The organism is Roseivivax lentus (genome assembly GCF_900156805.1).
GTDB classification, from domain to species: Bacteria; Pseudomonadota; Alphaproteobacteria; order Rhodobacterales; family Rhodobacteraceae; genus Roseivivax; species Roseivivax lentus.
In genome coordinates, this window is the sequence record NZ_FTOQ01000003.1 from 47,533 (window position 1) to 70,737 (window position 23,205).

Genomic DNA, 23,205 nt, shown 5'->3' on the forward strand with positions numbered 1-23,205 from the left:
CCTTTGGTGCGCCGGAGCGGGCAGGCGCTGGGCGCGGCGGCTGCAAGCGGCCTTGATCCCGCGCCCGGGCATATCGACCATACGACGCTGCGGCCACCCAGCGACCGCCTGCCGCAGCCTTTCCGCTTGCCGGTCCCCGTGCGCGAACATACCATGAACAACATGGCAAAGCGCTCTCTCTCCGAAAAGCTCGCGATTCTGTCGGACGCGGCGAAATACGATGCCTCCTGCGCTTCCTCGGGCGGGGAGCGGCGGGATTCGCGCGACGGCAAGGGCCTCGGGTCCTCGGGCGGGGCGGGCATCTGCCACGCCTATGCGCCGGACGGGCGTTGCATCAGCCTGCTGAAGATCCTGATGACCAACTTCTGCATCTACGACTGCGCCTATTGCATCAACCGCGCCTCCTCGCGCGTCGAACGCGCGCGCTTCTCGGTCGAGGAAGTCGTGCATCTCACCATCGAATTCTACCGCCGCAACTACATCGAGGGGCTGTTCCTGTCCTCCGGCATCATCCGCTCGCCCGATGACACCATGGCCGACATGGTCCGCATCGCCCGCAAGCTGCGCGAGGAGGAGGGCTTTCGCGGCTATATCCACCTCAAGACGATCCCCTCCGCCAGCCAGGAGTTGATCGACGAGGCGGGCAAATGGGCCGACCGGCTGTCGATCAATATCGAGTTGCCGACCGAACAGAGCCTGAAGTCGCTCGCCCCCGAGAAGGACGCCCGCAACATCAAGCAATCCATGGCCGATGTGCGCTTGAAGCGCGAGGAAAGCCGGGCAGGCAAGAGCTGGCGTGGCAAGCGACCCGCGCGCTTCGCCCCGGCGGGCCAGTCGACGCAGGTGATCGTCGGGGCCGATCTGGCCGATGACCGCACCATCCTGACGCAAAGTTCGGACCTTTATGCCAGCTACGGGCTGTCCCGCATCTATTATTCCGCCTTCTCGCCCATCCCGGACCCCGCGAAGGCGCTGCCGATCAAGCCCGCGCCGCTGATGCGCGAACATCGCCTGTATCAGGCCGATTGGCTGCTGCGGTTTTATGACTTCCGGGTCGAGGAGATCGGGGGCGCGTCGGGCATGCTCGATCTCGACCTCGATCCCAAGACCGCCTGGGCGGTGGCGCATCGCGAGCATTTCCCCGTCGATATCAACCGCGCCCCGCGCGAGGCGCTGCTGCGCGTGCCGGGCTTCGGCACCAAAACGGTCAACCGGCTGCTGGCGGCGCGGCGGCGGGGGCTCGTGCGCTACGAGCATTTGGCCGCCATGGGGGCCATCGTGAAGCGCGCCAAGGCCTTCATCATCGCCCCCGGCTGGGCCCCGCGCGGGCTTCTGGAGGAAGAGCACCTGCGCGCGCGATTCGCCGCACCCGCCGAGCAACTTTCGCTCTTCTGATGCACGAGGTCGTCCTGCCCCGGATCGGCACGGTATCGGCCTGGCGGGCCGAGGCGCGCAAGCTCGCCCGCGCCGGCGTTCCACCCGAGGCAGTCCTGTGGCGGCGCGGCGGGGCCGCACCGGATCTCTTCGCTGGTGCGCCGCTGCAGGCCGAGGCGGCCCCGCGCGAGATCCGGGTATCGAAGGCCGCCATCGACGGGATTGAAAGCGCGCTGTACCACTCCGACCCCGAACGCTTCGCCCGCGCCTATCGCACCGTGCTGCGCCTCAGCGTGGGGCAGGCGGTCTGGGGCGACCGCAGCGATCCGGACATCGCGAAGCTCCTGGCCCAGGGCAAGGCCATCGGGCGCGACGTGCACAAGATGCACGCCTTCGTGCGTTTCCGCGAGGTGGCGGGTCAGGGCCCCCGCCGGGCCTTCGCGGCGTGGTTCGAGCCCGAGCATCCGTGCCTCGAACGCGGCGCGCCCTTTTTCGCCAAACGCTTCGGCGACATGGATTGGGTGATCGCGACGCCCGATCTGACCGCGCGCTTCGAGGAGGGCACACTGAGCTTTGAGGAGACGCGCGCGCCCGACCGCCCGCCCGAGGACGCGACCGAGGATCTCTGGCGCACCTATTACGCGTCGATCTTCAACCCCGCCCGGGTGATGGTGAAGGCGATGTGCGCCGAGATGCCCAAGAAATACTGGAAGAACCTGCCCGAGGCGGACCTGATCCCCGGCCTCATCGAAGGCGCGGAGGCGCGCGTGCGCGCCATGGCCGAGACGATGCCGGTGCTGGAGCCCGACCGCCGCGCGCGCGCGCTGTCCGACCACGCGGCCCAAGTACTGGCCAGGCCCGCCCCCGAGGGGCCGGTCGCCACGCTGGCCGAAGAGGTGCGGACCTGCACGCGCTGCGATCTCTGCCGTCATGCCACGCAGGCCGTGCCCGGGCAGGGGCCGCGCGATGCCTGCGTCATGATCGTCGGCGAACAGCCCGGCGATCAGGAAGATCTGCGCGGGCTGCCTTTCGTCGGACCGGCGGGGCAGGTCTTCGACCGGGCGGCGGCCGTGGCGGGCATGAACCGCAGCGCGGTCTTCGTCACTAACGCGGTGAAACACTTCAAATTCCAGGCGCGCGGCAAGCGGCGCATCCATCAGCGCCCCGATGCGGGCGAGGTCGAGGCCTGCCGCTGGTGGCTCGATCTCGAACGCGAACTCGTGCGACCGGGTCTCATCGTGGCCATGGGCGCCACCGCCGCCGAGGCGCTGACCGGCGACGGGCGCCACATGGCCCGGCGCCGGGGCCGGATCGAGACGCTGGAGGACGGCACGCCGGTGCTGATCGCCTGGCATCCCGCATATGTGCTGCGCCTGCCCGATGCCGATGCGCGCGCCCGCGCGGAAGCCGAGCTTGCCGCCGACCTGACCATCGCGCGCCAGATGGGCGAGGCGGGCCAGGCACCCGCGTCGCATGCGGCCGCCGCGGAAAAATCGCCCGAAATCGGGCACTTGCGTGAGCGGTAACGCTGCGCTGCAGAGACGAAAGTCCTTGCCCTCGCCGATGGGAAGCCTAGCCTCCGCGACAGGAGGACACAGGCGCCCGGGCGCGATGATCGGCGGATCGCAAGAAGCCTTCGCCGCTCAAGCCCTTGAAAGCGCATGCCTCTGGCAAAAGAAAAATACCCTAGGGAGGGCATCATGATTCAGAAAACAACGCGGCGCCACGCGCTTCGGACGCTTGCCGGTGCCGGTGCGGCGACGCTCGCGGCACCCCATATCGCATCGGCGGCGGCCCATGGCACCACCTGGAAGATCCAGACATCCTGGCCCGGCGGCGCGGGGCTGCAGATCTTCAAGGACTGGTGCGCCTCGATCGAGGAAAAGACCGGCGGCGAGCTGGCCTTCCAAGCCTTCGGCGCCAACGACGTCGTGGGCGACTTCCAGCTCTATGACGCGGTGAAGAACGGCGTTCTGGACGCGGTGAACCCCTTCACCATCTACGGTCAGGGCATCATTCCGGCAGCGACGTTCCTGACGTCCATCCCGCTCGGTCTGCGCAACCCGCACGAATTCGACGTGTTCTACTATGGCCTCGGCGGCCTCGACATCGCCCGCGAGCTTTACGCCGAGCAGGGCCTGATGTTCGTGGGTCCGGTCCATCACGGCCCGAACATCATCCACTCGAAGGTGCCGATCCGCTCCATCGACGATTTCGCCGGCCGCAAGATGCGCCTGCCGGGCGGCATGGTCGCGGAGATCTTCACCGAGATCGGGGCCGAAACCACGGTTCTTCCGGGCTCCGAGATCTTCCCGGCGCTCGAGAAGGGCACAATCGACGTGGCCGATTACGTGGGTCCCGCGGTGAACTACGCGCTCGGCTTCTCCCAGGTCACCGACTACATCGTCATGGGCCCTCCGGGCTTCATGTCGCTCTACCAGCCGGTCGACATCATGGACATCACCGTCGGCATGGATGCGTGGAACGCGCTGTCGCCGCAGATGCAGCAATTCGTCGAGATGGAGACGCATGTCTATTCCGACATGCACCATGCCGCGATCCAGGCCGCCGACCAGGAAGCCTGGGGCAAGTTCGAGGCCGACGGCACCGAGGTGACGCGTCTGACGCAGGACGACGTGGAGCTGATGACCGAAGTGGCTGTGCCGATCTGGTTCGACTATGCCAACCGCGACCCGAACGCGGCGCGGGTCTTCAAGATCCAGCTCGACTACATGATGTCGGGCTCGCTCGGCTATGTCGATCCGGCGCTGACGCAGGGTCTGACGCTCGATCTCTGAGGCGCGATCGCGACCTGAAACAGCCGCCCGGCACGCATCGTGCCGGGCGGTCTACATGTCAAAACACCAATAAAGGGGACAGGACATGCCCAGTTTGAGTTTCACGCTGCCGCATTGGCTCTATTGGGTGGGACTGATCGTCTTCCCGTTGATCGCCATGGCGCTCGCGAAGCGCCCGAAGGTGGTCCACAAGCAGTATTCCGTGGCGCTTGGCTACATGATCCTCGTGACCGGCGGCATGCTGGGTCTGCACCGGTTCTACGTGAAGAACATGCTGGGACTGATCTTCATCCCGGTCTTCCTCGTGATCCTCTACGCCAACGGCCAGCAGCAGACGGCGCGGACCGTCGTGTCGAACCTCGCCAACGAGGAGCGCGTCGCGCTGCGGGTGATCGAGCGCGAGGAGAGCCGGGTCTCGGAGGCGCGCGCCGATATCGCGGGGTTCCGCGCCGATCTGGCCGAGGCCGAGGAGGGGTCTTTCCAGCAGCGCGCCGCGGAACGCCGGCTGGAGCGCGCCGAGCGCACGATCGAGCAGGGTCAGGCCAGCCTCGACGAGGCCAATGCCGCGCTTGACGAACTGAACGAGCCGCTGGAGGCCGCGCGCGCCGAACGGGTGTTCTGGGACACGACGGTGGGGCGCAACGCGCTTTACCTGCTGCTCGTCATGATGGCCATCGACGCGCTGCTGATGCCTTGGCTGGTGCGCCGCGCCAATGCCAACCTGCCCGTCGAGGTCGAGACCGAGAACGACCGCAAGCTGCGCGAGGCGGGCATCGGCGTGATGGAGGAAGACTCGCGCTTCGTGAAGAACGGGCTCGACCGGGTCTGTCTCTTCGCCGGTGAATTCACTGCCTATTGGGCGGTGATCGCGGTCTTCGTCTACTATTTCGAGGTGATCTCGCGCTACGTCTTCGGCAGCCCGACGAACTGGGCGCATGAGGCGATGTACCTGATGTTCGGGATGCAATACCTCATCGCCGGCTCTTACGCGATGCTGACCGAGCAGCATGTGCGCGTCGATATCTTCTACGCGCCGCTGCCCAAGAAGAAGAAAGCCTGGGTCGATATCACGACCTCGGTGTTTTTCTTCATCTTCGCCTTCACGCTTCTGGCCACGAGCTGGATCTTCGCGATGGACGCGATCGCCGTGCCCTCCGGCAACGGTCTGATCAGCCAGTGGGCGCGCGGGGAAATCCCCACGGGCGAGATGCTGGCCAACTGGAACATGTCGCAATGGACGGACGGAAATATCCGCTGGGGCGAGATTTCCTTCAACGAATGGGAGGTGCCCTTGTGGCCCATGAAATGGGTGATGGTGATCGGAGCGCTGCTCCTCGTTCTGCAGGGGGTGTCGAAGCTGATGAAAGACATCCAGATCGCAATGCGCGGGGAGGCCTGATCCATGGGACTTGAGATCGGTATCGGGTGGCTCACCCTGATCATGTTCGGCACGCTGCTGGTGCTGCTGATGGCGGGCCTTCCGCTGGCCTTCGTCACCGGCGGCCTCGCCTGCGTGTTCCTCTTCATCCTGGGCGACGAACGCGCCCTCAACATCGTGCCGTCGCGCATCTTCCCGCTGATGACCAACTATCAGCTCTCGGCCATTCCACTCTTCATATTCATGGCCGCGATGCTCGAAAGGGCAGGGATCATCAACGATATGTTCGACGTGATCTACAAGGTCCTGGGCGGCGTGAAGGGCGGCTTGGCTGCAGCCACGATCCTCGCCTCCACGGTCCTTGCGGCCATGGTGGGCGTGATCGGGGCGGCGGTGGTGACCATGGGCATCATCGCGCTTCCGGCGATGCTCAACCGCGGCTACGATCCGAAGATCGCCATGGGGTCCATCATGGCCGGCGGCACGCTCGGCATCCTGATCCCGCCCTCGATCCTCGCCATCATCTACGCGGTGGTGGCCGAGCAATCGGTGGGCGAACTTTTCATCGGCGCGGTCATCCCCGGCCTGCTGTTGTCGGGCATGTATATTGTCTACGTGCTGCTGCGCAGCTTCATCAACCCGCAGGTCGGCCCGCCGATCCCGATGGAAGAGCGCATCTCGACCGCCGAGAAGATCAAGCTCTTGGGCAACATGTCGGCACCGATCATCCTGATCGCGCTGGTGCTCGGCGTCATCTTCTCGGGTGTGGCAACCCCGGTGGAAGCGGCGGGCATCGGCACGTTCGGGGCTTTCATCGTGGCGGCCATCCACCGCAAGCTCGACTGGCAGACGGTGCGCGAGGCGTCGCTGACGACGCTGAAGGCCTCGGCCATGGTGATCTGGATCATGTTCGGCGCGACGATCTTCGTGGGCCTCTACGTGCTCGAGGGCGGTCAGCAATTCGTGCAGGACAGCCTGGCCGCGACGGGTCTCGGCCCCTGGGGCATCCTGATCCTGATGCAGGTGCTGCTGGTGGTGCTGGGGATGTTCCTCGACTGGGTCGGCATCCTGCTGCTCTGCGTGCCGATCTTCGTGCCGATCATCAAGGCGCTCGGGGCCGCGGCCTTCGGCCTCGACGATCCCAACGATCTCGTGCTGTGGTTCGGCGTGCTCTACCTCGTGAACATGCAGATGAGCTTCCTGTCGCCGCCCTTCGGCTACGCGCTGTTCTACCTGCGGGGGGTGGCCCCGCCGGAGATCCCGATGACGGACATCTTCAAGGCCGCGCTGCCCTTCCTGGCCTTGCAGATCGTCGGTCTGGTGATCTGCATGCTGTTCCCGCAGGTGGTGATCTGGCTGCCGAACATCGTCTACGGGCCATGATGAGGTCCGGTGAGGACACGTAGGAAAGGGCGGTCTTCGGGCCGCCCTTTTTCTGGTTTGGGGAGCGGTGGGTTTTCACCCACCCTACGGGGTGGGACGTTGTGCCATGGGTTATGAGGTGAGAGACCCTCGGATCAGGCCCGAGGATGACGGTTTCCCGCATCCAGCCGACTGCAGTCCCTCCGAGCGCGGGACAAGGCTGCCTTGGCAGCCGCCGCGCTTCAGCGCCTGCCCGGCCTGGCGCACCACAGGTGCGCCAATGGGAGTGCCACGCCTTTGGCGTGGTGGGCTGGCGCTTTGTCGACGCCAGCGCTTGCGTTCTTATTGCGGAGGGCCGTGTCTAGCATAAAGCGCCTGCGTTCACACGTCGGAGCGTCAGCCCCCGGGCAGGCGCGTCGGCATGGCGCTGGTCGAGAAGTCCGCCCATTCATCACTCGAACACCGAAACCTTAGCGCGGAACACGGCTGCTTGCAGCCGCCATGCTCCAGCGCCTGCCCGGCCTGGCCCACCACGGGTGCGCCAGTCGGAGTGTCACGCCTTTGGCGTGGTGGGCTGGCGCTTCGGTGCCGTCCGCACCTGCGTTCGATCTGCGGAGAAACGTGGCGGGGAAAGAGCGTCTGCGTTCCCAAGTCGGAGCGCCAGCCCCCGGGCAGGCGCAGGACCGTGGTGCCTGTGGCCATGATCGCCCCTGCGTCGGTCGCGCGGCGCACCACACGCGCAGAGCAAAGACCGTCCCGGCAGCCGTCCCGCGTCGTCTGTCCCAACGTCCCAAGCCCCGGACCGATACTCCCGCACGAAAACCGCTGGTCTTTTCCCGGCCCCCGCTATACCCCGCGCGCAACTCTCGAGATATTGGATAGACGACATGGACCTGCGCAACGTCGCAATCATCGCTCACGTGGACCACGGCAAGACGACCCTCGTGGACGAGCTTCTCAAGCAATCCGGCGCCTTCCGCGAAAACCAGCAGGTGGCCGAGCGGGCGATGGACAGCAACGACCTCGAACGCGAACGCGGCATCACCATCCTCGCCAAGGCGACCTCGGTCGAGTGGAAGGATACCCGGATCAACATCGTCGACACGCCTGGTCACGCCGATTTCGGCGGCGAGGTGGAGCGGATCCTGTCGATGGTCGACGGTGTCGTCCTGCTGGTCGATGCCGCCGAAGGCCCGATGCCGCAGACGAAATTCGTGACCTCCAAGGCGCTGGCGCTCGGGCTGCGGCCCATCGTGGTGCTGAACAAGGTCGACAAGCCCGATGCCGAGCCCGACCGCGCGCTCGACGAGGTGTTCGACCTCTTCGCCAATCTCGGCGCCGATGACGACCAGCTCGACTTCCCGCATCTCTACGCGAGCGGACGCTCCGGCTGGGCCGATGCGGAGCTCGACGGGCCACGCAAGGACCTCAACGCGCTCTTCCAGCTGATCGTCAACCACGTGCCCCGCCCGCGCCAGCAGAAGCGCAAGGACGAGGATTTCCGCATGCTGGCAACGACGCTGGGGGCGGACCCCTTCGTGGGCCGCATCCTGACGGGCCGTGTCGAGAGCGGCAAGCTCAAGGTCGGCGCGACGGTGCAGGCGCTCTCCCGCGTCGGCCAGAAGATCGAGCAGTTCCGCGTCACCAAGATCCAGGCCTTCCGCGGCCTCGGCCAGCAGGACATCGAAGAGGCGATCGCGGGCGACATCGTTTCCATCGCCGGCATGTCGAAGGCCACCGTGTCCGACACGATCTGCGCGCTGGCAGTGGACGAGCCGCTCGATGCGCAGCCCATCGACCCGCCGACCATCACCGTGACCTTCGGCATCAACGACAGCCCGCTTGCGGGCCGCGACGGCAAGAAGGTGCAGTCGCGCGTGATCCGCGAACGGCTGTTCAAGGAAGCCGAGTCGAACGTCGCCATCAAGATCAAGGACACGCCGGGCGGCGAGGCCTTCGAGGTTTCGGGCCGGGGCGAATTGCAGATGGGCGTCCTGATCGAGAACATGCGCCGCGAAGGCTTCGAGCTGTCGATCTCGCGTCCGCAGGTCATCATGCGCGACGGCGAGAACGGCCTCGAGGAACCGGTCGAGGAAGCCACGATCGACGTCGATGACGACTATTCCGGCGCGGTGATCGAGAAGCTCACGGGCGCGCGCAAGGGCGAGCTGGTGGAGATGAAGCCCGCCGGTGTCGGCAAGACCCGGATCGTCGCGCATGTGCCGTCCCGCGGCCTCATCGGTTATCACGGCGAGTTCCTGACCGACACGCGCGGCACGGGCGTGCTGAACCGCGTGTTCCACGGCTGGACCCCGCACAAGGGCCCGATCCCGGGCCGCCGCGCGGGCGTTCTGATCTCTATGGAGAACGGCGAGGCGGTGGCCTATGCGCTGTGGAACCTCGAGGAGCGCGGCAAGATGTTCATCGGCGCGCAGGCCAAGGTCTACGAGGGCATGATCATCGGCGAGCACAGCCGCGAGAACGACCTCGAGGTGAACCCGCTCAAGGGCAAGAAGTTGACCAACGTCCGTGCCTCGGGCACGGATGACGCGGTGCGGCTGACCACGCCCGTGACGCTGAACCTCGAAGAGGCCATCGCCTATATCAACGACGACGAGCTCGTCGAGGTCACGCCGAGCGCGATCCGTCTGCGCAAGCGCTATCTCGACCCGCATGAGCGCAAGCGGATGTCGAAAACCGCCTGAGCCCCGGCAGCGTCGCGCCGGGGGCGGTCCGTCCGCCTTGCGCGACGCGCGTGCTAGCCGCTAGGCTCGGGCCATGCCCGGACCCGTGCGTTTTGCCATCCTGCCGTTGATCCTTTGTGCCGGTATCGCGCATGCGAACGGTGCTGCCTGCGAGAACGGTCTTGTCGCCGTCAAGGATGCCCCCGAAGCGCTGTCTGCGCGGATCTGCGCCGCCGCCGACCTGGCGATATCGCTTTTCGCGGAATGCGGGCTGTCGCTGGCCGCGCCGGTGGAGGTCTCGCTCAGGGACAGCATCGACCCGCCGTGTTTCGGCCTGTTTCATTGCGGCGAGAGACGCATCGAGCTTCTGACCCCCGAGGCCATGGCCGAAGGCCTGCGCGGCGAAAGCGTCTTCGCCCATGTGCCGCCCTTGCGGTTCTTCGACAGCGTCGTGGTGCATGAATTGGCCCACGCGCTCTACGATCAGGTGGACTGCCCGTTTGCCAGCTGCATGGCGACGGCGGAATACATGGCTTACGGCTATCAGATCGATAGCCTGACGCCGCAGGATCGGGCGCCGATTGCCGGGGCAGAGGGCGCGGACGAGCCGGTGCCCCGCGACATGATCAATCCGTTCATCGTGATGATGGCGCCCGACCGTTTCGCCACCGCCGCCTGGCATCATCTGCAACAGCGCGAGGATGTCTGCGCCTGGCGGCAGGGGATCATGTCAGGTGCGATCCTGTTCGATCACGAAAACCCCTGACGCAGTGGCGCGGGCGCCTTACCCCTCGGGCAATTCCACAAGGATCAGGTCGCGGTCCGATGCGTTGCGCGCATGGCTCAGCGCCTCCTGGTAGGCGTCCGAGCGGTAGCAGGCCTCCGCCGCCTCGAGCGAGGGGAAGCGCGCCACGACATGGCGTTCGCGGTCCTGGCCGTCCGCGGTTTTGTTGCCTTCCAGCACGACGTATTTGCCGCCGCGGGCCATGAATTCGCCGCCATGGGCGGCAATCGCGGGGCCCGCAAGCTTGGCGTATTCGCCATAGGCGTCGGCATCGGTCACGTGCACATGGGCGATCCAGAGTGCGGGCATCTCATTCTCCTCCGATGACGGCTTCCGCCGCCTTGATGGCCTGGTCTGCGTTCTCGGCCGAGGCGGCACCGCCCTGGGCCATGTCGGGTCGTCCGCCGCCGCCTTTGCCGCCAAGCGCCTCGACCGCCGCCTTCACCAGATCCACGGCGGACAGCGTCCCGGTCAGATCGTCGGTCACGCCCGCGGCCACGGCGGCCTTGCCGTCCGCGTCGGCCACCAGCAGGATCGCCCCCGATCCGATGCGCTGTTTGTGCGCGTCGATCAGCGGGCGCAGGTCCTTTCCGGAGACACCCGACAGCACCTGGCTGAGGAACTTCACACCACCCACGTCGCGCGGCTCCGCACCGCCGTCCTGTGAGCCACCGCCCCCCATGGCGATCTCGCGCTTGAGCTGGGCGACCTCGTTCTGCAATGCGCGCCGCTCATCGAGCAGGCTGCGCACCCGGCCCGGCAGGTCGGCGGGCGAGGTCTTCAATTCGCCCGCAAGGCGGCTGACCAACTGGTCCTGACCGCGCAGATATTCGAGCGCGGCCTCGCCGGTCAGCGCCTCGATCCGCCGCACGCCCGCCGAGGACGCGCTGTCGCCCAGCAGCGTGAAAAGCCCGATCTCGCCGGTGCGGCCCACATGCGTGCCACCGCAAAGCTCGATCGAATAGGTATCGCCGGCGGTGCCCTTCTGCGCCTCCGGATCGACGCCCATCGACACGACCCGCACCTCGTCGCCGTATTTCTCGCCGAAGAGCGCCTGTGCCCCCAGCGCGCGCGCATCGTCCGGCGTCATGATCCGCGTCTCCACCGGCGCGTTCTGGCGGATGTAGTCGTTCACCTCGCGCTCCACGGTCTCGATCTCGTCGCCGGTCAGCGCCTTGGCATGGCTGAAATCGAAGCGCAGCCGGTCGGGCGCGTTGAGCGAGCCACGCTGTGCCACGTGATCGCCGAGCGCGCGGCGCAGCGCCTCGTTCAGCAGGTGCGTTGCCGAATGGTTGGCGCGGATATTGGTGCGGCGGGCGTGATCGACCTCCAGCTTGGCGGCTTCGCCGGGGGCCAGCGTGCCCTCTGCGACCGTGCCGATATGGATGAAGACGCCGGCCACCTTGCGGGTGTCGGTGATCGTCGCGCGACCGTTCTCCGTCGCGATGGTGCCGGTATCGCCGACCTGGCCGCCGGCTTCGGCATAGAACGGCGTCTGGTTCAGCACGATCTGCACGGCTTCGCCCTTGGCGGCGGATTTCACCTCGGCGCCGTCCCGGACGAGCGCGAGGATCTGCCCCTCGGCGGTCTCGGTGTCGTAGCCGAGGAAATCCGTCGTGCCCTTGGCCTCGGCGATGTCGAACCAGATCTCCGCATCCGCCGCTTCGCCCGAACCGGACCAGGCGGCGCGCGCCTTGGCCTTCTGCTCGGCCATCGCGGCGTCGAAGCCCTCGGTATCCACCGTGCGCTTCTTCTCGCGCAGCGCGTCCTGCGTGAGATCGAGCGGGAAGCCGTAGGTGTCGTAGAGCTTGAAGGCCGCGGCGCCGGGCAGGGCCGCGCCCTCAGGCAGTTGCGCCAGTTCCTCGTCCAGAAGCTTGAGCCCGCGGTCGAGCGTCGACTGGAAGCGAATTTCCTCGAGCTTCAGTGTCTCCTCGATCAGCGCCTGCGCGCGGCCGAGCTCCGGATAGGCGCCGCCCATCTTCTGCAAGAGCGCCGGTACCAGACGGTGCATGACCGGGTCCTTCGCGCCCAGGAGATGCGCGTGCCGCATCGCGCGCCGCATGATCCGGCGCAGCACGTAGCCGCGCCCATCATTCGAGGGCATCACCCCGTCGGCAATCAGGAAGGAGGTGGAGCGCAGGTGGTCCGCGATCACCCGGTGATGCACGTTGCCGGGCCCGTCGGGCTCGGTCGAGGTGGCGTTGGCCGAGGCCTCGATCAGCGCGCGCATGAGGTCGGTGTCGTAATTGTCGTGTTTGCCCTGCAGAAGCGCGCCGATCCGCTCGAGCCCCATGCCGGTGTCGATCGACTGCATGTCGAGCTCGCGCATCGAGCCGTCCTCGAACTGCTCGTTCTGCATGAAGACGATGTTCCAGATCTCGATGAACCGGTCGCCATCTTCCTCGGGGCTGCCCGGCGGGCCGCCCCAGATGTGATCGCCGTGGTCGTAGAAGATCTCGGTGCAGGGGCCGCAGGGGCCGGTCGGGCCCATCTGCCAGAAATTGTCCGACGTGGCGATGCGGATGATGCGATCCTCCGGGATGCCCATCTTCTTCCAGATCTCGAAGGCCTCGTCGTCGGTGTGGTAGACCGTGGCCAGCAGGCGCTTGTGATCGATGCCGAATTCCCGGGTGATGAGCTCGTAGGCAAATGGGATCGCCTCGGCCTTGAAATAATCCCCGAAGGAGAAATTGCCGAGCATCTCGAAGAAGGTGTGGTGCCGCGCGGTGTAGCCCACATTGTCCAGATCGTTGTGCTTGCCGCCGGCGCGCACGCATTTCTGAGAGGTGGCCGCGCGGGTGTAGTCGCGATGCTCGACCCCGGTGAAGAGGTTCTTGAACTGCACCATGCCGGAATTGGTGAACATCAGCGTCGGATCGTTGCGCGGGACGAGCGGCGAGGAGGGCACGATCGTGTGTCCCTGCTTCTCGAAATAGGTCAGGAAGGTGGAGCGGATATCGTTCAGGCTGGGCATCGGGCGGGCATCCGTGATCCGGGGGTCAAAGGGTTGCGCCGAGATGTATCGCCGGGGGCGGCGGGTGTCCACAAGTGCCGGGTCCGATACGAAAACGCCCCGGACCGCGGGGCCCGGGGCGATGAAAGCCCGCAAGGGCTTGAAGAGCGGCGCGGCGGGGCGTCAGCCCTCCATCACCTCGCTGTCGTCTTCCTTGCCCAGATGGAATTCCAGCCCGTGGGCCGCACGGATCTTGTCCTCGATCTCCAGCGCCAGCGCGGTGTTCTCGCGCAGGAAGGTCTTGGCGTTCTCGCGCCCCTGGCCGATCCGTTCGTCGCCATAGGAATACCAGGCGCCGGATTTCTCCACGACCCCGGCCTTCACGCCGAGATCGACAAGCTCGCCCATCTTCGAGATGCCCTCGCCATACATGATGTCGAACTCGACCTGCTTGAAGGGCGGGGCCACCTTGTTCTTCACGACCTTCACGCGGGTCGCGTTGCCCACCACCTCGTCGCGGTCCTTGATCGCGCCGATCCGGCGGATATCGAGGCGCACGGAGGAGTAGAACTTGAGCGCGTTGCCGCCCGTCGTCGTCTCGGGGCTGCCGAACATGACGCCGATCTTCATCCGGATCTGGTTGATGAAGATCACCATGCAGTTCGAGCGGCTGATCGAGCCAGTCAGCTTCCGCATCGCCTGGGACATCAGGCGCGCCTGAACGCCCACGTTCGAATCGCCCATATCGCCTTCGAGTTCCGATTTGGGAGTCAGGGCGGCGACCGAATCGACCACCACCATGTTGACCGCGCCGGAGCGCACCAGCGTATCGGTGATCTCGAGCGCCTGTTCGCCGGTATCGGGCTGCGAGATCAACAGCTCGTCGAGATCGACGCCCAGCTTCTTGGCGTATTGCGGATCGAGCGCGTGCTCGGCGTCGACGAAGGCGCAGACGCCGCCCTTTTTCTGCTGCTCGGCCACGCAATGCAGCGTCAGCGTCGTCTTGCCCGAGGATTCGGGGCCGTAGATCTCGATGATCCGGCCCATCGGCAAGCCGCCGATCCCGAGCGCGATATCGAGCCCGAGAGAGCCCGTCGACGTCGCCTCGATGTCGCGCATCGCGTTGTCGCCGCCCATCTTCATGATGGAGCCCTTGCCGAATTGCCGCTCGATCTGCGCCAGCGCCGAATCGAGGGCCTTCTGCTTGTCTGCCGTCCGCTTGCTGTCCATGGAGAGTAGGTCTGCCATCTTGTGCCTTTCCGTCCTTATTCCACACCCGAAAGGGCGCGGCAATGACTGCGTCGTTCACCTCTTGTTCCGTTTTGTATGAGATCAAAGAGAGAACATTTCAAGAAAATTCGACAGACCTAGCTTTTTCCGCTTTTGGTTAACGGCTAGTTTACGGCGCAACGAAAAACGGCGAGCGGAGCGGGCGGATGTTGGTTTTCTGGAAAGCGCGGCTGGTGCTGCTGGCCGTGCCGAAAACCGGCACTTCGGCCTATGCCCGGGCGCTGGCGCCTCATGCGGGCATGGTCGTCAACGATCCGCCCGAGCTGAAACACGCGCCGGTCTATCGCTACAACCGATTCTTCCGCCCGATGTTCGAAAAGATGGGCGCCGAGCAGATGGATGTCATGGCGGTCATCCGCGAGCCGATCTCGTGGCTGGGATCGTGGTATCGCTACCGCCAGCGGCCCTTTCTCGACGGCAAGCGCGTGTCGACCAAGGACATCTCCTTCGATGCCTTCGTCGATGCCTATTGCCGGGGAGAGCGGCCGCCCTTCGCCAATATCGGCGATCAGTCGAAATTCGTCGAGCCGCGCCCCAACGGCACCGAGGTCACGCATCTCTTCCGCTACGAGGATCAGGGCCGCATCGTCGCATTCCTCGAAGACCGGCTCGGCGTGACGATCGACCTTCCGCGCGCGAACGTGTCGCCGCGTCGCGACCTCACGCTCAGCCCCGAGATCGAGGCGAAGCTGCGCCGCAAATGCGCCGCCGAGTTCGCCCTCTGGGACCGCATCGGCGACGCCTGACCGCGCGCGGCTATTGCGCCGCCATGGGCGCGGGTTTGCGTGCCAGCGCGACATGGGCATCGTATTGCGACAGGAAGACCTGCCCGTTCAGATGGTCGATGAAATGCGTGCCCTTGAGGCGGTCCATCACCGGGCCCTTCACCTCCGACAAGTGCAGGCCGATGCCAAGCTCTGTCAGCCGCGTATTGATTTCCTCCAGCGTCTCGAGCGCGGAGTAATCGACGGCGTTCACCGCCGAGAACATCAGCACGACGTTCTTCAGATGCGTATCCTCGGCGACGCGCGCCATCACCATGTCCTCGAGAAAGCGCGCATTGACGAAATAGAGGTTCTCGTCGACCCGCAGCGTCACCAGCGACGGGCAGCATTCCACCCGGTGGCGCAGGATGTTGCGGAAATGCTGGGTGCCGGGCAGGAGGCCCACCTCGGCCACATGCGGCTTCGTCGTCTTGTAGAGATGCAGGAACAGCGACAGGATCACGCCCGAGGCGACGCCGATCTCCACTCCGAAGGTCAGCGTCAGCACGATGGTGGCGGCGACGGCGGCGAAATCCTGGCGCGAATAGGTCCAGGTCTTCTTCAGGATCGTGAGGTCCACCAGCGACAGCACCGCGACGATGATAGTGGCCGCCAGAGTGGTCTTGGGCAGGAAATAGACCAGCGGCGTCAGCGCCACGGCGGCGATGGCGAGGCCCGCCGCGGTGAAGGCCCCCGCCGCGGGCGTGGCGGCGCCCGCGTCGAAATTCACCACCGACCGGGCAAAGCCGCCGGTGACCGGGTAGCCGCCGGTGAAGGCCGCGCCCAGATTGGCGGCACCGAGGCCGATCAGTTCCTGGTCCGGATCGATCCGCTGCCGCTTCTTCGCCGCGAGCGTCTGCGCGACCGAGATCGATTCGACGAAGCCGATCACCGAGATCAGGATCGCGGGCACCAGCAGCGCGCCGATGAGGTCCGGCGACAGGCCGGGCAGGGTCAGGGGCGGCAGGCTTTGCGGCACGTCGCCCACGATGGCCACGCCGCGCGCCTCCAGCGACAGCCCCCAGGTCACCAGCGTCGTCGCGAAGACGGCGGCCACCGGCCCGGCCTTGGTCAGGATATCGGCCAGCATCGGCTTCAGCCCCAGCGCCAGAAGGCGCGGTTTCAGCCCCTTGCGCACCCAGAACAGGAAGCCGGTCGCGGTGATGCCGATGAGCAGCGTGGCAAGGCTGGTCTGGTTCAGATGGGTCGCCAGCGACCAGATCATCTCGGGCAGGGTATGGCCATGCGCCTCGATGCCGAGGATATGTTTCAGCTGGCTCGTGGCGATCAGGATGCCGCTTGCGGTGATGAAGCCCGCGATGACCGGATGGCTCAGGAAATTGGCGATGAAACCCAGCCGGAAGATGCCGAGGATCAAGAGGAACCCGCCCGACAGGAACGCGAGCGTCAGCGCCGCCACGGCATAGCCCGCGGTGCCCTGTTCGGCGACCTGGCCCACCGCCGACGCCGTCAGCAGCGACACCACCGCCACGGGGCCCACGGCCAGCGCGTTCGAGGTGCCGAACACGGCGTAAAGCAGGATCGGCACGATCGAGGCGTAGATGCCCGCTTCGGGTGGCAACCCCGCCAGAAGCGCATAGGCCAGCGATTGCGGGATCAGCATGATCGTCACGATCACCGCCGCCACGCTGTCATTGGTCAGCGCCGCCTTGTCGTAGCGCCGCCCCCAATCGAGGATCGGCAGGTATTGGCGCAGCCGCTGGATCATCTCGGGCCTCGGTTCGGTCGGAAAAAGAAAGACGGGTCGGCGGGAGGAGAGGCCGACCCGTCAGAAGAGCCGGCGCGCAGGGATCGCGCCGGCGGAGCAGGACGGTGATCGGAGCTCAGAGCCCGTTCACCGGAACCTTCAGCATCGGCCGCCCGTCGCGGTCCTTGGGCACCTCGCCGGCGCGCATGTTCACCTGCAGCGAGGGAATGATGAGCTTGGGCATGTCGAGGGTCGCGTCGCGCTCGGTGCGGAACTTCACGAATTCCTCCTTGGTCTTGCCGCCGCCCACATGGATGTTGTGGGCCTTTTCCTCGGCCACGGTCGTCTCCCAACGGATATCGCGCCCGTTGGGACCGTAATCGTGGCACATGAAAAGCCGCGTGTCGTCGGGCAGGGCCAGCACCTTCTGGATCGAGTCGTACAGCGTCTCGGCATCGCCGCCGGGGAAATCCGCCCGCGCCGAGCCGCCATCGGGCATGAACAGCGTGTCGCCCACGAAGGCCGCATCGCCGATCACATGGGTCATGCAGGCGGGCGTGTGGCCCGGCGTGTAGATCGCACGCGCTTCCATGGTGCCGATCATGTAGGTGTCGCCATCCTCGAACAGCGCATCGAATTGCGACCCGTCGCGCTGGAACTCGGTGCCTTCGTTGAAGATCTTGCCGAACGTGTCCTGGACCACGAGGATCTTCGATCCGATGCCGATCTTCCCGCCGAGCTTGTCCTGGATATAGGGCGCGGCGGAGAGATGATCGGCATGGACATGGGTCTCGATGATCCATTGCAGATCGCAGCCCAGCTCGCGCACCCGCGCGATCAGCGCGTCGGCATGTTCATAGGTGATCCGGCCCGCCGCGTAGTCGATATCCATCACCGAATCGATGATGGCGCAGGCATTGGAGGCGGGGTCGCGCACGATGTAGCTGATCGTGTTGGTGGCTTCGTCGAAAAAGCCCTCGACCTCCGGGTGGAGGGTGGTTGGATCCGTCATGTCGGCTCTCCGTGGTCTCGGGGATCACTTGCGCGGGCAGGTGGACATGCCCAGCATCGTGTAAAGCGGGCAGGACCTCATCGCGGCGGTGCCCAGCATCACGAGGCCCACGAGCGCCGCGATCCATTTCAGCAGCCCGGCCTCGAAGGCCGGCACGCCTGACAGGAAAGCGAGATACAGCAGAACAAGACCGAGAATCCCGCGTGCGATCCGGTCGATGGTCCCGACATTGGTGGTCATGGCTAATCTCCGTTGCGTGTGAGGGGCAGGGGTCGGGAATGGCCTCTGCCGGGGTACTGGATAACTTTGTATTCGTTTTTATGAATATGTCAATAGAAAGCGGGCGCCGCCGTGTCGATATCCGGGTGGCCGACCTTTGGGTCGGCTCGCGATTTTGCATGACACGTTGCGACGCATTGGCTAACCTGCCGTGCCATGACCGATCAGCCGCGCTTCGAGCCATCCGGCAGGCCCCCTGCAGAGGACGCCATCCTTTCCTCGGGGCCGCCACGGGCCACCGCCTTCATCGTCACGATCTACGGCGATGCGGTGGCGCCGCGCGGCGGGGTCTTGTCCATGCGCAGCCTGATCGAGGTGGGTGCGGTGCACGGGCTCAGCGAAAGCCTCGTGCGGACCGCCGTGTCGCGGCTGGTGGCGGCGGGGCGTCTGGTGGGCGAAAGGGTCGGTCGAACCTCGTTCTACCGGCTGACGGAGGCCGCCGAGACCGAGTTCGCCGCCGCCGCGCGCGTTCTCTATGACCCGCCCGCCCCGGCCTCCGGATGGCTACTGGCGATGACCGACGCGCTGCCCGGCGAGGGCTGGGCGCAGATCGCCACGGGGCTCTGCGTGGCACCGGATCGCAGCGATATCGCGCGCCCTGACGCGCTGACCTTCGCGTCGGAGGTGATCGCGGGGGCCGCCCAGATGCCCGATTTCGCCGCGGCGCATTGGCCGCTCGGCGCGGTGGCCGAGGCCTACCGGGACTTCCTCGATCGCTTCGCGCCGCTTGCCGCCGATCCGGCCATGCTCGGGGCTGTGCCGCCCGAGGCCGCGCTCGCCCTGCGTCTGCGGCTGGTTCATGCCTTCCGCGCGGCAGCGCTCGCGGATCCGCGCCTTCCCGCACCGGCCTTGCCCGGGGACTGGCCCGGCGGCCCGGCGCGGGCGGCCTTCGTGACCGCCTATCTGGCGCTGGCGGACGCCGCCGATGCGGAGATCGCGCGCCGCTTCGAGGATGCAAGGGGCCCGCTTCCGCAAGAGACCGCGCGGACGCAGGCGAGGCTTCAGCGGCTTCGGCGTGAAAGCATCACGCATTGATAACGATCTTGAATTTGACCGTGACGCTTTAAACGGGTATACCTTCGCCACTCACATCCTTCCCCTGGAGGTCGCATGTACGCGCAGATGGTCAAATCCGAAGCATCCAACGGCGAAATGACGCCCGAGGAGCGCGCCTTTCAGGCCCGGATCGACGCGGGCGAGAAGATCGAGCCCAAGGAATGGATGCCCGAAGGCTACCGCAAGACGCTGATCCGCCAGATCGGCCAGCACGCGCATTCCGAGATCGTCGGCCAGCTGCCCGAAGGCAACTGGATCACCCGCGCGCCCACGCTGCAGCGCAAGCAGATCCTGCTGGCAAAGGTGCAGGACGAGGCGGGGCACGGCCTCTACCTCTATTCCGCTGCTGAGACGCTGGGTGTCAGCCGGGATGCGCTGACCGAGAAGCTGCTGTCGGGACAGATGAAATATTCGTCCATCTTCAATTACCCGACGCTGACCTGGGCCGATATGGGCGCGGTCGGCTGGCTCGTGGATGGCGCGGCGATCATGAACCAGGTGCCGCTGCAGCGCACGTCCTTCGGGCCCTATTCCCGCGCGATGATCCGCATCTGCAAGGAGGAAAGCTTCCACCAGCGGCAGGGCTACGCGATCATGATGAAGATGGCGCGCGGCACGCCCGAACAGCGCGAGATGGCACAGGACGCGCTCAACCGCTTCTGGTTCCCGTCGCTCATGATGTTCGGCCCGTCCGACAAGGATTCGGTGCATTCCGCGCAGTCGATGGCCTGGAAGATCAAGATGAACACCAATGACGAGCTGCGGCAAAAATTCGTCGACGAGACCGTGCCGCAGGCGGAATATCTGGGTCTGACCGTTCCGGATGAGACGATCCGCTGGAACGAGGAACGGGGCCATTACGACTTCGCCGAGCCCGACTGGGACGAGTTCTTCGAGGTGCTGAAGGGCAACGGCCCCTGCAACCGCGAACGGATCGAGGCGCGGCAGAAGGCCTGGGATTACGGGGCCTGGTTCCGCGACGGTCTGACCGCCTATGCCGAGAAATCCGCCGCCCGCCGCGCCGCCGCGCAGACCGCCGCAGAATAGGAAGCGCGAGAGATGACCAAATCCCAGACCTCGAGGGAATGGCCCCTGTGGGAAATCTTCATCCGTGGCAATCACGGGCTGAACCACCGCCATGTGGGATCGCTGCACGCGCCCGACGCCGAGATGGCGATCCGCAATGCGCGTGACGTCTACACCCGCCGCAAGGAGGGCGTGTCGATCTGGGTGGTACGTTCCAACGACATCACCGCTTCGAGCCCCTCCGAGAAGGGGCCGATGTTCGACCCGGCGGAAAGCAAGGCCTATCGGCACCCGACCTTCTACGACATTCCCGACGATGTGGGGCATATGTGATGGCCGAGGTGGTGGCGCTTGACACCCGTGATCCGCTTTTCGGCGATGACGGCGCGGCGGCCTTCGAGTGGCTGTGCCGTCTGGGCGATGCGACGCTGATCCTCGGGCACCGCTTGTCCGAATGGTGCGGCAAGGGCCCGGCGCTGGAGGAGGATATCGCGCTTGCGAATGTCTCGCTCGACCTGATCGGTCATACCGAGATGTGGCTGGCACTCGCGGGCGAGGTCGAGGAGAAGGGCCGCTCCGCCGACCACCTCGCCTATTTGCGCGACGCGATGAAGTTTCGCAATCCGCTGCTCGTGGAACTGCCCAATCGCGACATGGCCCTCACCACGATGCGGCAATTCCTGTTCGATGCGTGGCATTTCGAGATGCTGAGCGCGCTGGTGGACAGCCGCAGCCCGCGCGTGGCGGAGATCGCCGCGAAAGCGTTGAAGGAAGTCTCGTATCACATTGAAAGGTCGCAGGATTTGGTGATCCGCCTCGGCGATGGCACCGAGGAAAGCCGCGCCCGCATGCAGGACGCGCTGGAACGGCTCTGGCCCTATACCGGGGAGCTTTTCGCCGCGGATGCGGTGGATGCGGCCATCGCCGCGGCCGGGATCGGGCCCGCTGCGGATAGCTTGAAAGCGCCTTGGGAGGCACTTGTGACGGAGACGCTGGCCGAGGCGACGCTGACCCGGCCCGAGACGAAACAGGACGCGCAGACAGGCGGCAAGACGGGCCGTCACACGGAACATCTGGGTTTTCTTCTGGCCGAGATGCAGTTTTTGCAGCGCACCTATCCCGGGGCGGAATGGTGAGCACCGTTCTGCCCGATATCGCCACGGTGCGCGGCTGGCTCGACGAGGTGCCGGACCCGGAAATCCCGGTGATTTCCGTCACCGATCTGGGCATCGTGCGCGCTATCGACTGGCACGGCGACACGCTCGTGGTGGCGGTCACGCCGACCTATTCGGGCTGTCCTGCCGCCCGCGTCATCGAGTTGGAGATCGAGACGCATCTGCGCGGCAAGGGAGTGGAGAAGCTGCGCATCGACCGCCGTCTGTCGCCCGCCTGGACCACGGACTGGATCACCCCCGAAGCGCGCGAGAAGCTGAAACGATACGGCATCGCCCCGCCCATCGACGGCACGGCCAGCGACGGGCGCCTGCGTTCCCGCGCGGCGCGGATGGCCGGCGGCAACATGGCCGTCGAATGCCCCCGCTGCGGATCGCACGACACCGAGGAAGTCAGCCGCTTCGGCTCCACCCCCTGCAAGGCGGCGTGGCGCTGCACGGCATGTCTCGAGCTCTTCGATTACTTCAAGTGCATCTGAGAAGGTCCTGATATGGCACAGTTTCACCCTCTTGAAGTCACCGATGTCCGGAAGACGACACGGGACGCGGTGGTGGTCACGCTGCGGCCCAGGACCGGCGCGGCGGCGGCCTTCGATTTCACCCAAGGGCAGTACCTGACCTTCCGCCGCGACTTCGACGGCGAGGAGTTGCGCCGCTCCTATTCGATCTGCGCGGGGCTCGATGACGGGGTTCTGCGGGTGGGCATCAAGAAGGTCCCGGGCGGGGCCTTTTCGACCTGGGCCAATGACAACCTCAAGCCGGGCGACGTGCTGGAGGCGATGCCCCCGGCGGGCCGCTTCTTCACCCCGCTCGATCCCGAGGCGGGCAAGCATTACCTCGGGTTCGCCGGCGGCTCGGGGATCACCCCGGTCCTGTCCATCGTCAAGACCGTTCTCGCCCGCGAGCCCAAGGCGCAGTTCACGCTGGTCTATGCCAACCGGCAGACCGCCTCGATCATGTTCCGCGAGGAGCTGGAGGATCTGAAGAACACCTATCTCGGGCGCTTTTCGGTCATTCACGTTCTGGAAAACGAAGGCCAGGAGATCGACCTCTTCTCGGGCCGGATCGACGCCGAGAAGATGGAGGCGCTGTTTCGCCACTGGATCGACGCGGAGGCCGTCGACACGGCGTTCATCTGCGGGCCGGAACCGATGATGCTGACCATCGCGGAGAGCCTGCGGGCGCATGGTCTCACCGATGACCAGATCAAGTTCGAGCTGTTCGCCGCCAGCCCGCCGCGCCGCAACGCGCTGGTCCTGACGGATGCATCCGCGGCCGTCGAGGGCTGCGCGGTGGAGGTCACGCTCGACGGGGTGACGCGCAGCTTCACCATGCCGATGGACGGCACGCCGGTCCTCGATGCCGCACTCGCGCAGGATATCGAGGCGCCCTGGTCCTGCCGGGCGGGCGTCTGTTCGACCTGCCGCGCGAAGGTGACCGAGGGCGAGGTCGAGATGCGCACGAACCATGCGCTCGAAGACGATGAGGTGCGCGCGGGCTACGTTCTGTCCTGCCAATGCGTGCCGCTTTCGGCCAAGGTTTCGCTGACCTACGACGCCTGAGGC

20 protein-coding genes are annotated in these 23,205 nt (G+C 66.0%); 14 read left to right on the plus strand and 6 right to left on the minus strand.

The features are described from left to right. The first annotated feature begins 162 nt into the window (after positions 1-162). From BW990_RS07210 to BW990_RS07240, 7 genes are all read left to right on the plus strand, one after another. A complete protein-coding gene (locus BW990_RS07210) occupies positions 163-1,395 on the plus strand; it encodes a putative DNA modification/repair radical SAM protein (RefSeq protein ID WP_076447097.1) in 1,233 nt (410 codons plus the stop codon). After that, on the plus strand, positions 1,395-2,900 hold the full coding sequence (locus BW990_RS07215) for a UdgX family uracil-DNA binding protein (RefSeq protein ID WP_076446508.1): 1,506 nt from the start codon (positions 1,395-1,397) through the stop codon (positions 2,898-2,900). The genes BW990_RS07210 and BW990_RS07215 overlap by 1 nt, the downstream gene beginning before the upstream one ends. 174 nt (positions 2,901-3,074) lie before the next feature. Further along, on the plus strand, positions 3,075-4,172 hold the full coding sequence (gene dctP, locus BW990_RS07220; protein ID WP_200798031.1) for a TRAP transporter substrate-binding protein DctP: 1,098 nt from the start codon (positions 3,075-3,077) through the stop codon (positions 4,170-4,172). An 85-nt stretch (positions 4,173-4,257) separates the two neighbouring features. Then, complete coding sequence (locus BW990_RS07225) at positions 4,258-5,571, plus strand: TRAP transporter small permease subunit (RefSeq protein WP_076446510.1); 1,314 nt, start codon at positions 4,258-4,260, stop codon at positions 5,569-5,571. Positions 5,572-5,574: 3 nt separating this feature from the next. Then, positions 5,575-6,933, plus strand: coding sequence for a TRAP transporter large permease (locus BW990_RS07230; protein WP_076446513.1), 1,359 nt, complete (start codon positions 5,575-5,577; stop codon positions 6,931-6,933). 866 nt (positions 6,934-7,799) lie between these two features. Continuing rightward, positions 7,800-9,617 (plus strand): translational GTPase TypA, encoded by a 1,818-nt coding sequence (gene typA / locus BW990_RS07235; RefSeq protein WP_076446515.1) that lies wholly within the window; start codon positions 7,800-7,802, stop codon positions 9,615-9,617. Between the two features lie 73 nt (positions 9,618-9,690). Beyond that, entirely contained in the window at positions 9,691-10,362 is a 672-nt protein-coding gene (locus BW990_RS07240; protein WP_076446518.1) for a DUF6639 family protein, read from the plus strand. 18 nt (positions 10,363-10,380) lie between these two features. Here the strand turns inward: BW990_RS07240 and BW990_RS07245 are convergent, their stop codons facing one another. The 3 genes from BW990_RS07245 to recA form a co-directional block, all read right to left on the minus strand. Beyond that, positions 10,381-10,689, minus strand: a complete 309-nt coding sequence (locus BW990_RS07245; protein ID WP_076446520.1) for a DUF1330 domain-containing protein — start codon at positions 10,687-10,689, stop codon at positions 10,381-10,383. A gap of 1 nt (position 10,690) precedes the next feature. Next, the gene (gene alaS / locus BW990_RS07250) at positions 10,691-13,354 is read right to left on the minus strand and encodes an alanine--tRNA ligase (protein WP_076446522.1); all 2,664 of its coding nucleotides are present in this window, start codon (positions 13,352-13,354) and stop codon (positions 10,691-10,693) included. A gap of 162 nt (positions 13,355-13,516) precedes the next feature. Next, on the minus strand, positions 13,517-14,581 hold the full coding sequence (gene recA, locus BW990_RS07255) for a recombinase RecA (RefSeq protein WP_076446524.1): 1,065 nt from the start codon (positions 14,579-14,581) through the stop codon (positions 13,517-13,519). Between the two features lie 188 nt (positions 14,582-14,769). On the opposite strand from recA, the gene BW990_RS07260 reads away from it, so the two are divergent. After that, positions 14,770-15,369: a gamma-glutamyl kinase gene (locus tag BW990_RS07260; RefSeq protein ID WP_076446526.1), complete on the plus strand. Its 600-nt coding sequence runs from the start codon at positions 14,770-14,772 to the stop codon at positions 15,367-15,369. 10 nt (positions 15,370-15,379) lie between these two features. On the opposite strand, the gene BW990_RS07265 is transcribed toward BW990_RS07260, so the two are convergent. The 3 genes from BW990_RS07265 to BW990_RS07275 form a co-directional block, all read right to left on the minus strand. Then, positions 15,380-17,116, minus strand: coding sequence for a SulP family inorganic anion transporter (locus BW990_RS07265; RefSeq protein ID WP_076446528.1), 1,737 nt, complete (start codon positions 17,114-17,116; stop codon positions 15,380-15,382). 115 nt (positions 17,117-17,231) lie between these two features. Next, entirely contained in the window at positions 17,232-18,107 is an 876-nt protein-coding gene (locus BW990_RS07270; RefSeq protein WP_076446530.1) for an MBL fold metallo-hydrolase, read from the minus strand. A gap of 24 nt (positions 18,108-18,131) precedes the next feature. Next, a complete protein-coding gene (locus BW990_RS07275; protein ID WP_076446532.1) occupies positions 18,132-18,347 on the minus strand; it encodes a YgaP family membrane protein in 216 nt (71 codons plus the stop codon). A 195-nt stretch (positions 18,348-18,542) separates the two neighbouring features. On the opposite strand from BW990_RS07275, the gene BW990_RS07280 reads away from it, so the two are divergent. From BW990_RS07280 to paaE, 6 genes are all read left to right on the plus strand, one after another. Next, a complete protein-coding gene (locus BW990_RS07280) occupies positions 18,543-19,421 on the plus strand; it encodes a PaaX family transcriptional regulator C-terminal domain-containing protein (RefSeq protein WP_076446534.1) in 879 nt (292 codons plus the stop codon). 75 nt (positions 19,422-19,496) lie between these two features. Then, complete coding sequence (paaA, locus tag BW990_RS07285) at positions 19,497-20,489, plus strand: 1,2-phenylacetyl-CoA epoxidase subunit PaaA (protein ID WP_076446536.1); 993 nt, start codon at positions 19,497-19,499, stop codon at positions 20,487-20,489. A gap of 12 nt (positions 20,490-20,501) precedes the next feature. After that, positions 20,502-20,801: a 1,2-phenylacetyl-CoA epoxidase subunit PaaB gene (gene paaB / locus BW990_RS07290; RefSeq protein WP_076446538.1), complete on the plus strand. Its 300-nt coding sequence runs from the start codon at positions 20,502-20,504 to the stop codon at positions 20,799-20,801. Further along, complete coding sequence (paaC, locus tag BW990_RS07295; RefSeq protein ID WP_076446540.1) at positions 20,801-21,604, plus strand: 1,2-phenylacetyl-CoA epoxidase subunit PaaC; 804 nt, start codon at positions 20,801-20,803, stop codon at positions 21,602-21,604. Before paaB ends, paaC begins: the two co-directional genes overlap by 1 nt. Further along, entirely contained in the window at positions 21,598-22,119 is a 522-nt protein-coding gene (gene paaD, locus BW990_RS07300; protein ID WP_076446542.1) for a 1,2-phenylacetyl-CoA epoxidase subunit PaaD, read from the plus strand. The genes paaC and paaD overlap by 7 nt, the downstream gene beginning before the upstream one ends. A gap of 12 nt (positions 22,120-22,131) precedes the next feature. After that, complete coding sequence (paaE, locus tag BW990_RS07305) at positions 22,132-23,202, plus strand: 1,2-phenylacetyl-CoA epoxidase subunit PaaE (protein WP_076446544.1); 1,071 nt, start codon at positions 22,132-22,134, stop codon at positions 23,200-23,202. The last annotated feature ends 3 nt before the right edge of the window (positions 23,203-23,205 follow it).

Coding starts and splice junctions, on each gene's coding strand:
- BW990_RS07265 (WP_076446528.1), bottom strand. CDS start 17,116: ATGATCCAGCGGCTGCGCCAATACCTGCCGATCCTCGATTGGGGGCGG.
- dctP (WP_200798031.1), top strand. CDS start 3,075: ATGATTCAGAAAACAACGCGGCGCCACGCGCTTCGGACGCTTGCCGGT.
- paaB (WP_076446538.1), top strand. CDS start 20,502: ATGACCAAATCCCAGACCTCGAGGGAATGGCCCCTGTGGGAAATCTTC.
- paaC (WP_076446540.1), top strand. CDS start 20,801: ATGGCCGAGGTGGTGGCGCTTGACACCCGTGATCCGCTTTTCGGCGAT.
- typA (WP_076446515.1), top strand. CDS start 7,800: ATGGACCTGCGCAACGTCGCAATCATCGCTCACGTGGACCACGGCAAG.
- BW990_RS07270 (WP_076446530.1), bottom strand. CDS start 18,107: ATGACGGATCCAACCACCCTCCACCCGGAGGTCGAGGGCTTTTTCGAC.
- BW990_RS07245 (WP_076446520.1), bottom strand. CDS start 10,689: ATGCCCGCACTCTGGATCGCCCATGTGCACGTGACCGATGCCGACGCC.
- BW990_RS07280 (WP_076446534.1), top strand. CDS start 18,543: ATGACCGATCAGCCGCGCTTCGAGCCATCCGGCAGGCCCCCTGCAGAG.
- BW990_RS07275 (WP_076446532.1), bottom strand. CDS start 18,347: ATGACCACCAATGTCGGGACCATCGACCGGATCGCACGCGGGATTCTC.
- BW990_RS07260 (WP_076446526.1), top strand. CDS start 14,770: ATGTTGGTTTTCTGGAAAGCGCGGCTGGTGCTGCTGGCCGTGCCGAAA.
- alaS (WP_076446522.1), bottom strand. CDS start 13,354: ATGCCCAGCCTGAACGATATCCGCTCCACCTTCCTGACCTATTTCGAG.
- BW990_RS07230 (WP_076446513.1), top strand. CDS start 5,575: ATGGGACTTGAGATCGGTATCGGGTGGCTCACCCTGATCATGTTCGGC.
- BW990_RS07215 (WP_076446508.1), top strand. CDS start 1,395: ATGCACGAGGTCGTCCTGCCCCGGATCGGCACGGTATCGGCCTGGCGG.
- BW990_RS07240 (WP_076446518.1), top strand. CDS start 9,691: ATGCCCGGACCCGTGCGTTTTGCCATCCTGCCGTTGATCCTTTGTGCC.
- paaE (WP_076446544.1), top strand. CDS start 22,132: ATGGCACAGTTTCACCCTCTTGAAGTCACCGATGTCCGGAAGACGACA.
- BW990_RS07210 (WP_076447097.1), top strand. CDS start 163: ATGGCAAAGCGCTCTCTCTCCGAAAAGCTCGCGATTCTGTCGGACGCG.
- paaA (WP_076446536.1), top strand. CDS start 19,497: ATGTACGCGCAGATGGTCAAATCCGAAGCATCCAACGGCGAAATGACG.
- recA (WP_076446524.1), bottom strand. CDS start 14,581: ATGGCAGACCTACTCTCCATGGACAGCAAGCGGACGGCAGACAAGCAG.
- paaD (WP_076446542.1), top strand. CDS start 21,598: ATGGTGAGCACCGTTCTGCCCGATATCGCCACGGTGCGCGGCTGGCTC.
- BW990_RS07225 (WP_076446510.1), top strand. CDS start 4,258: ATGCCCAGTTTGAGTTTCACGCTGCCGCATTGGCTCTATTGGGTGGGA.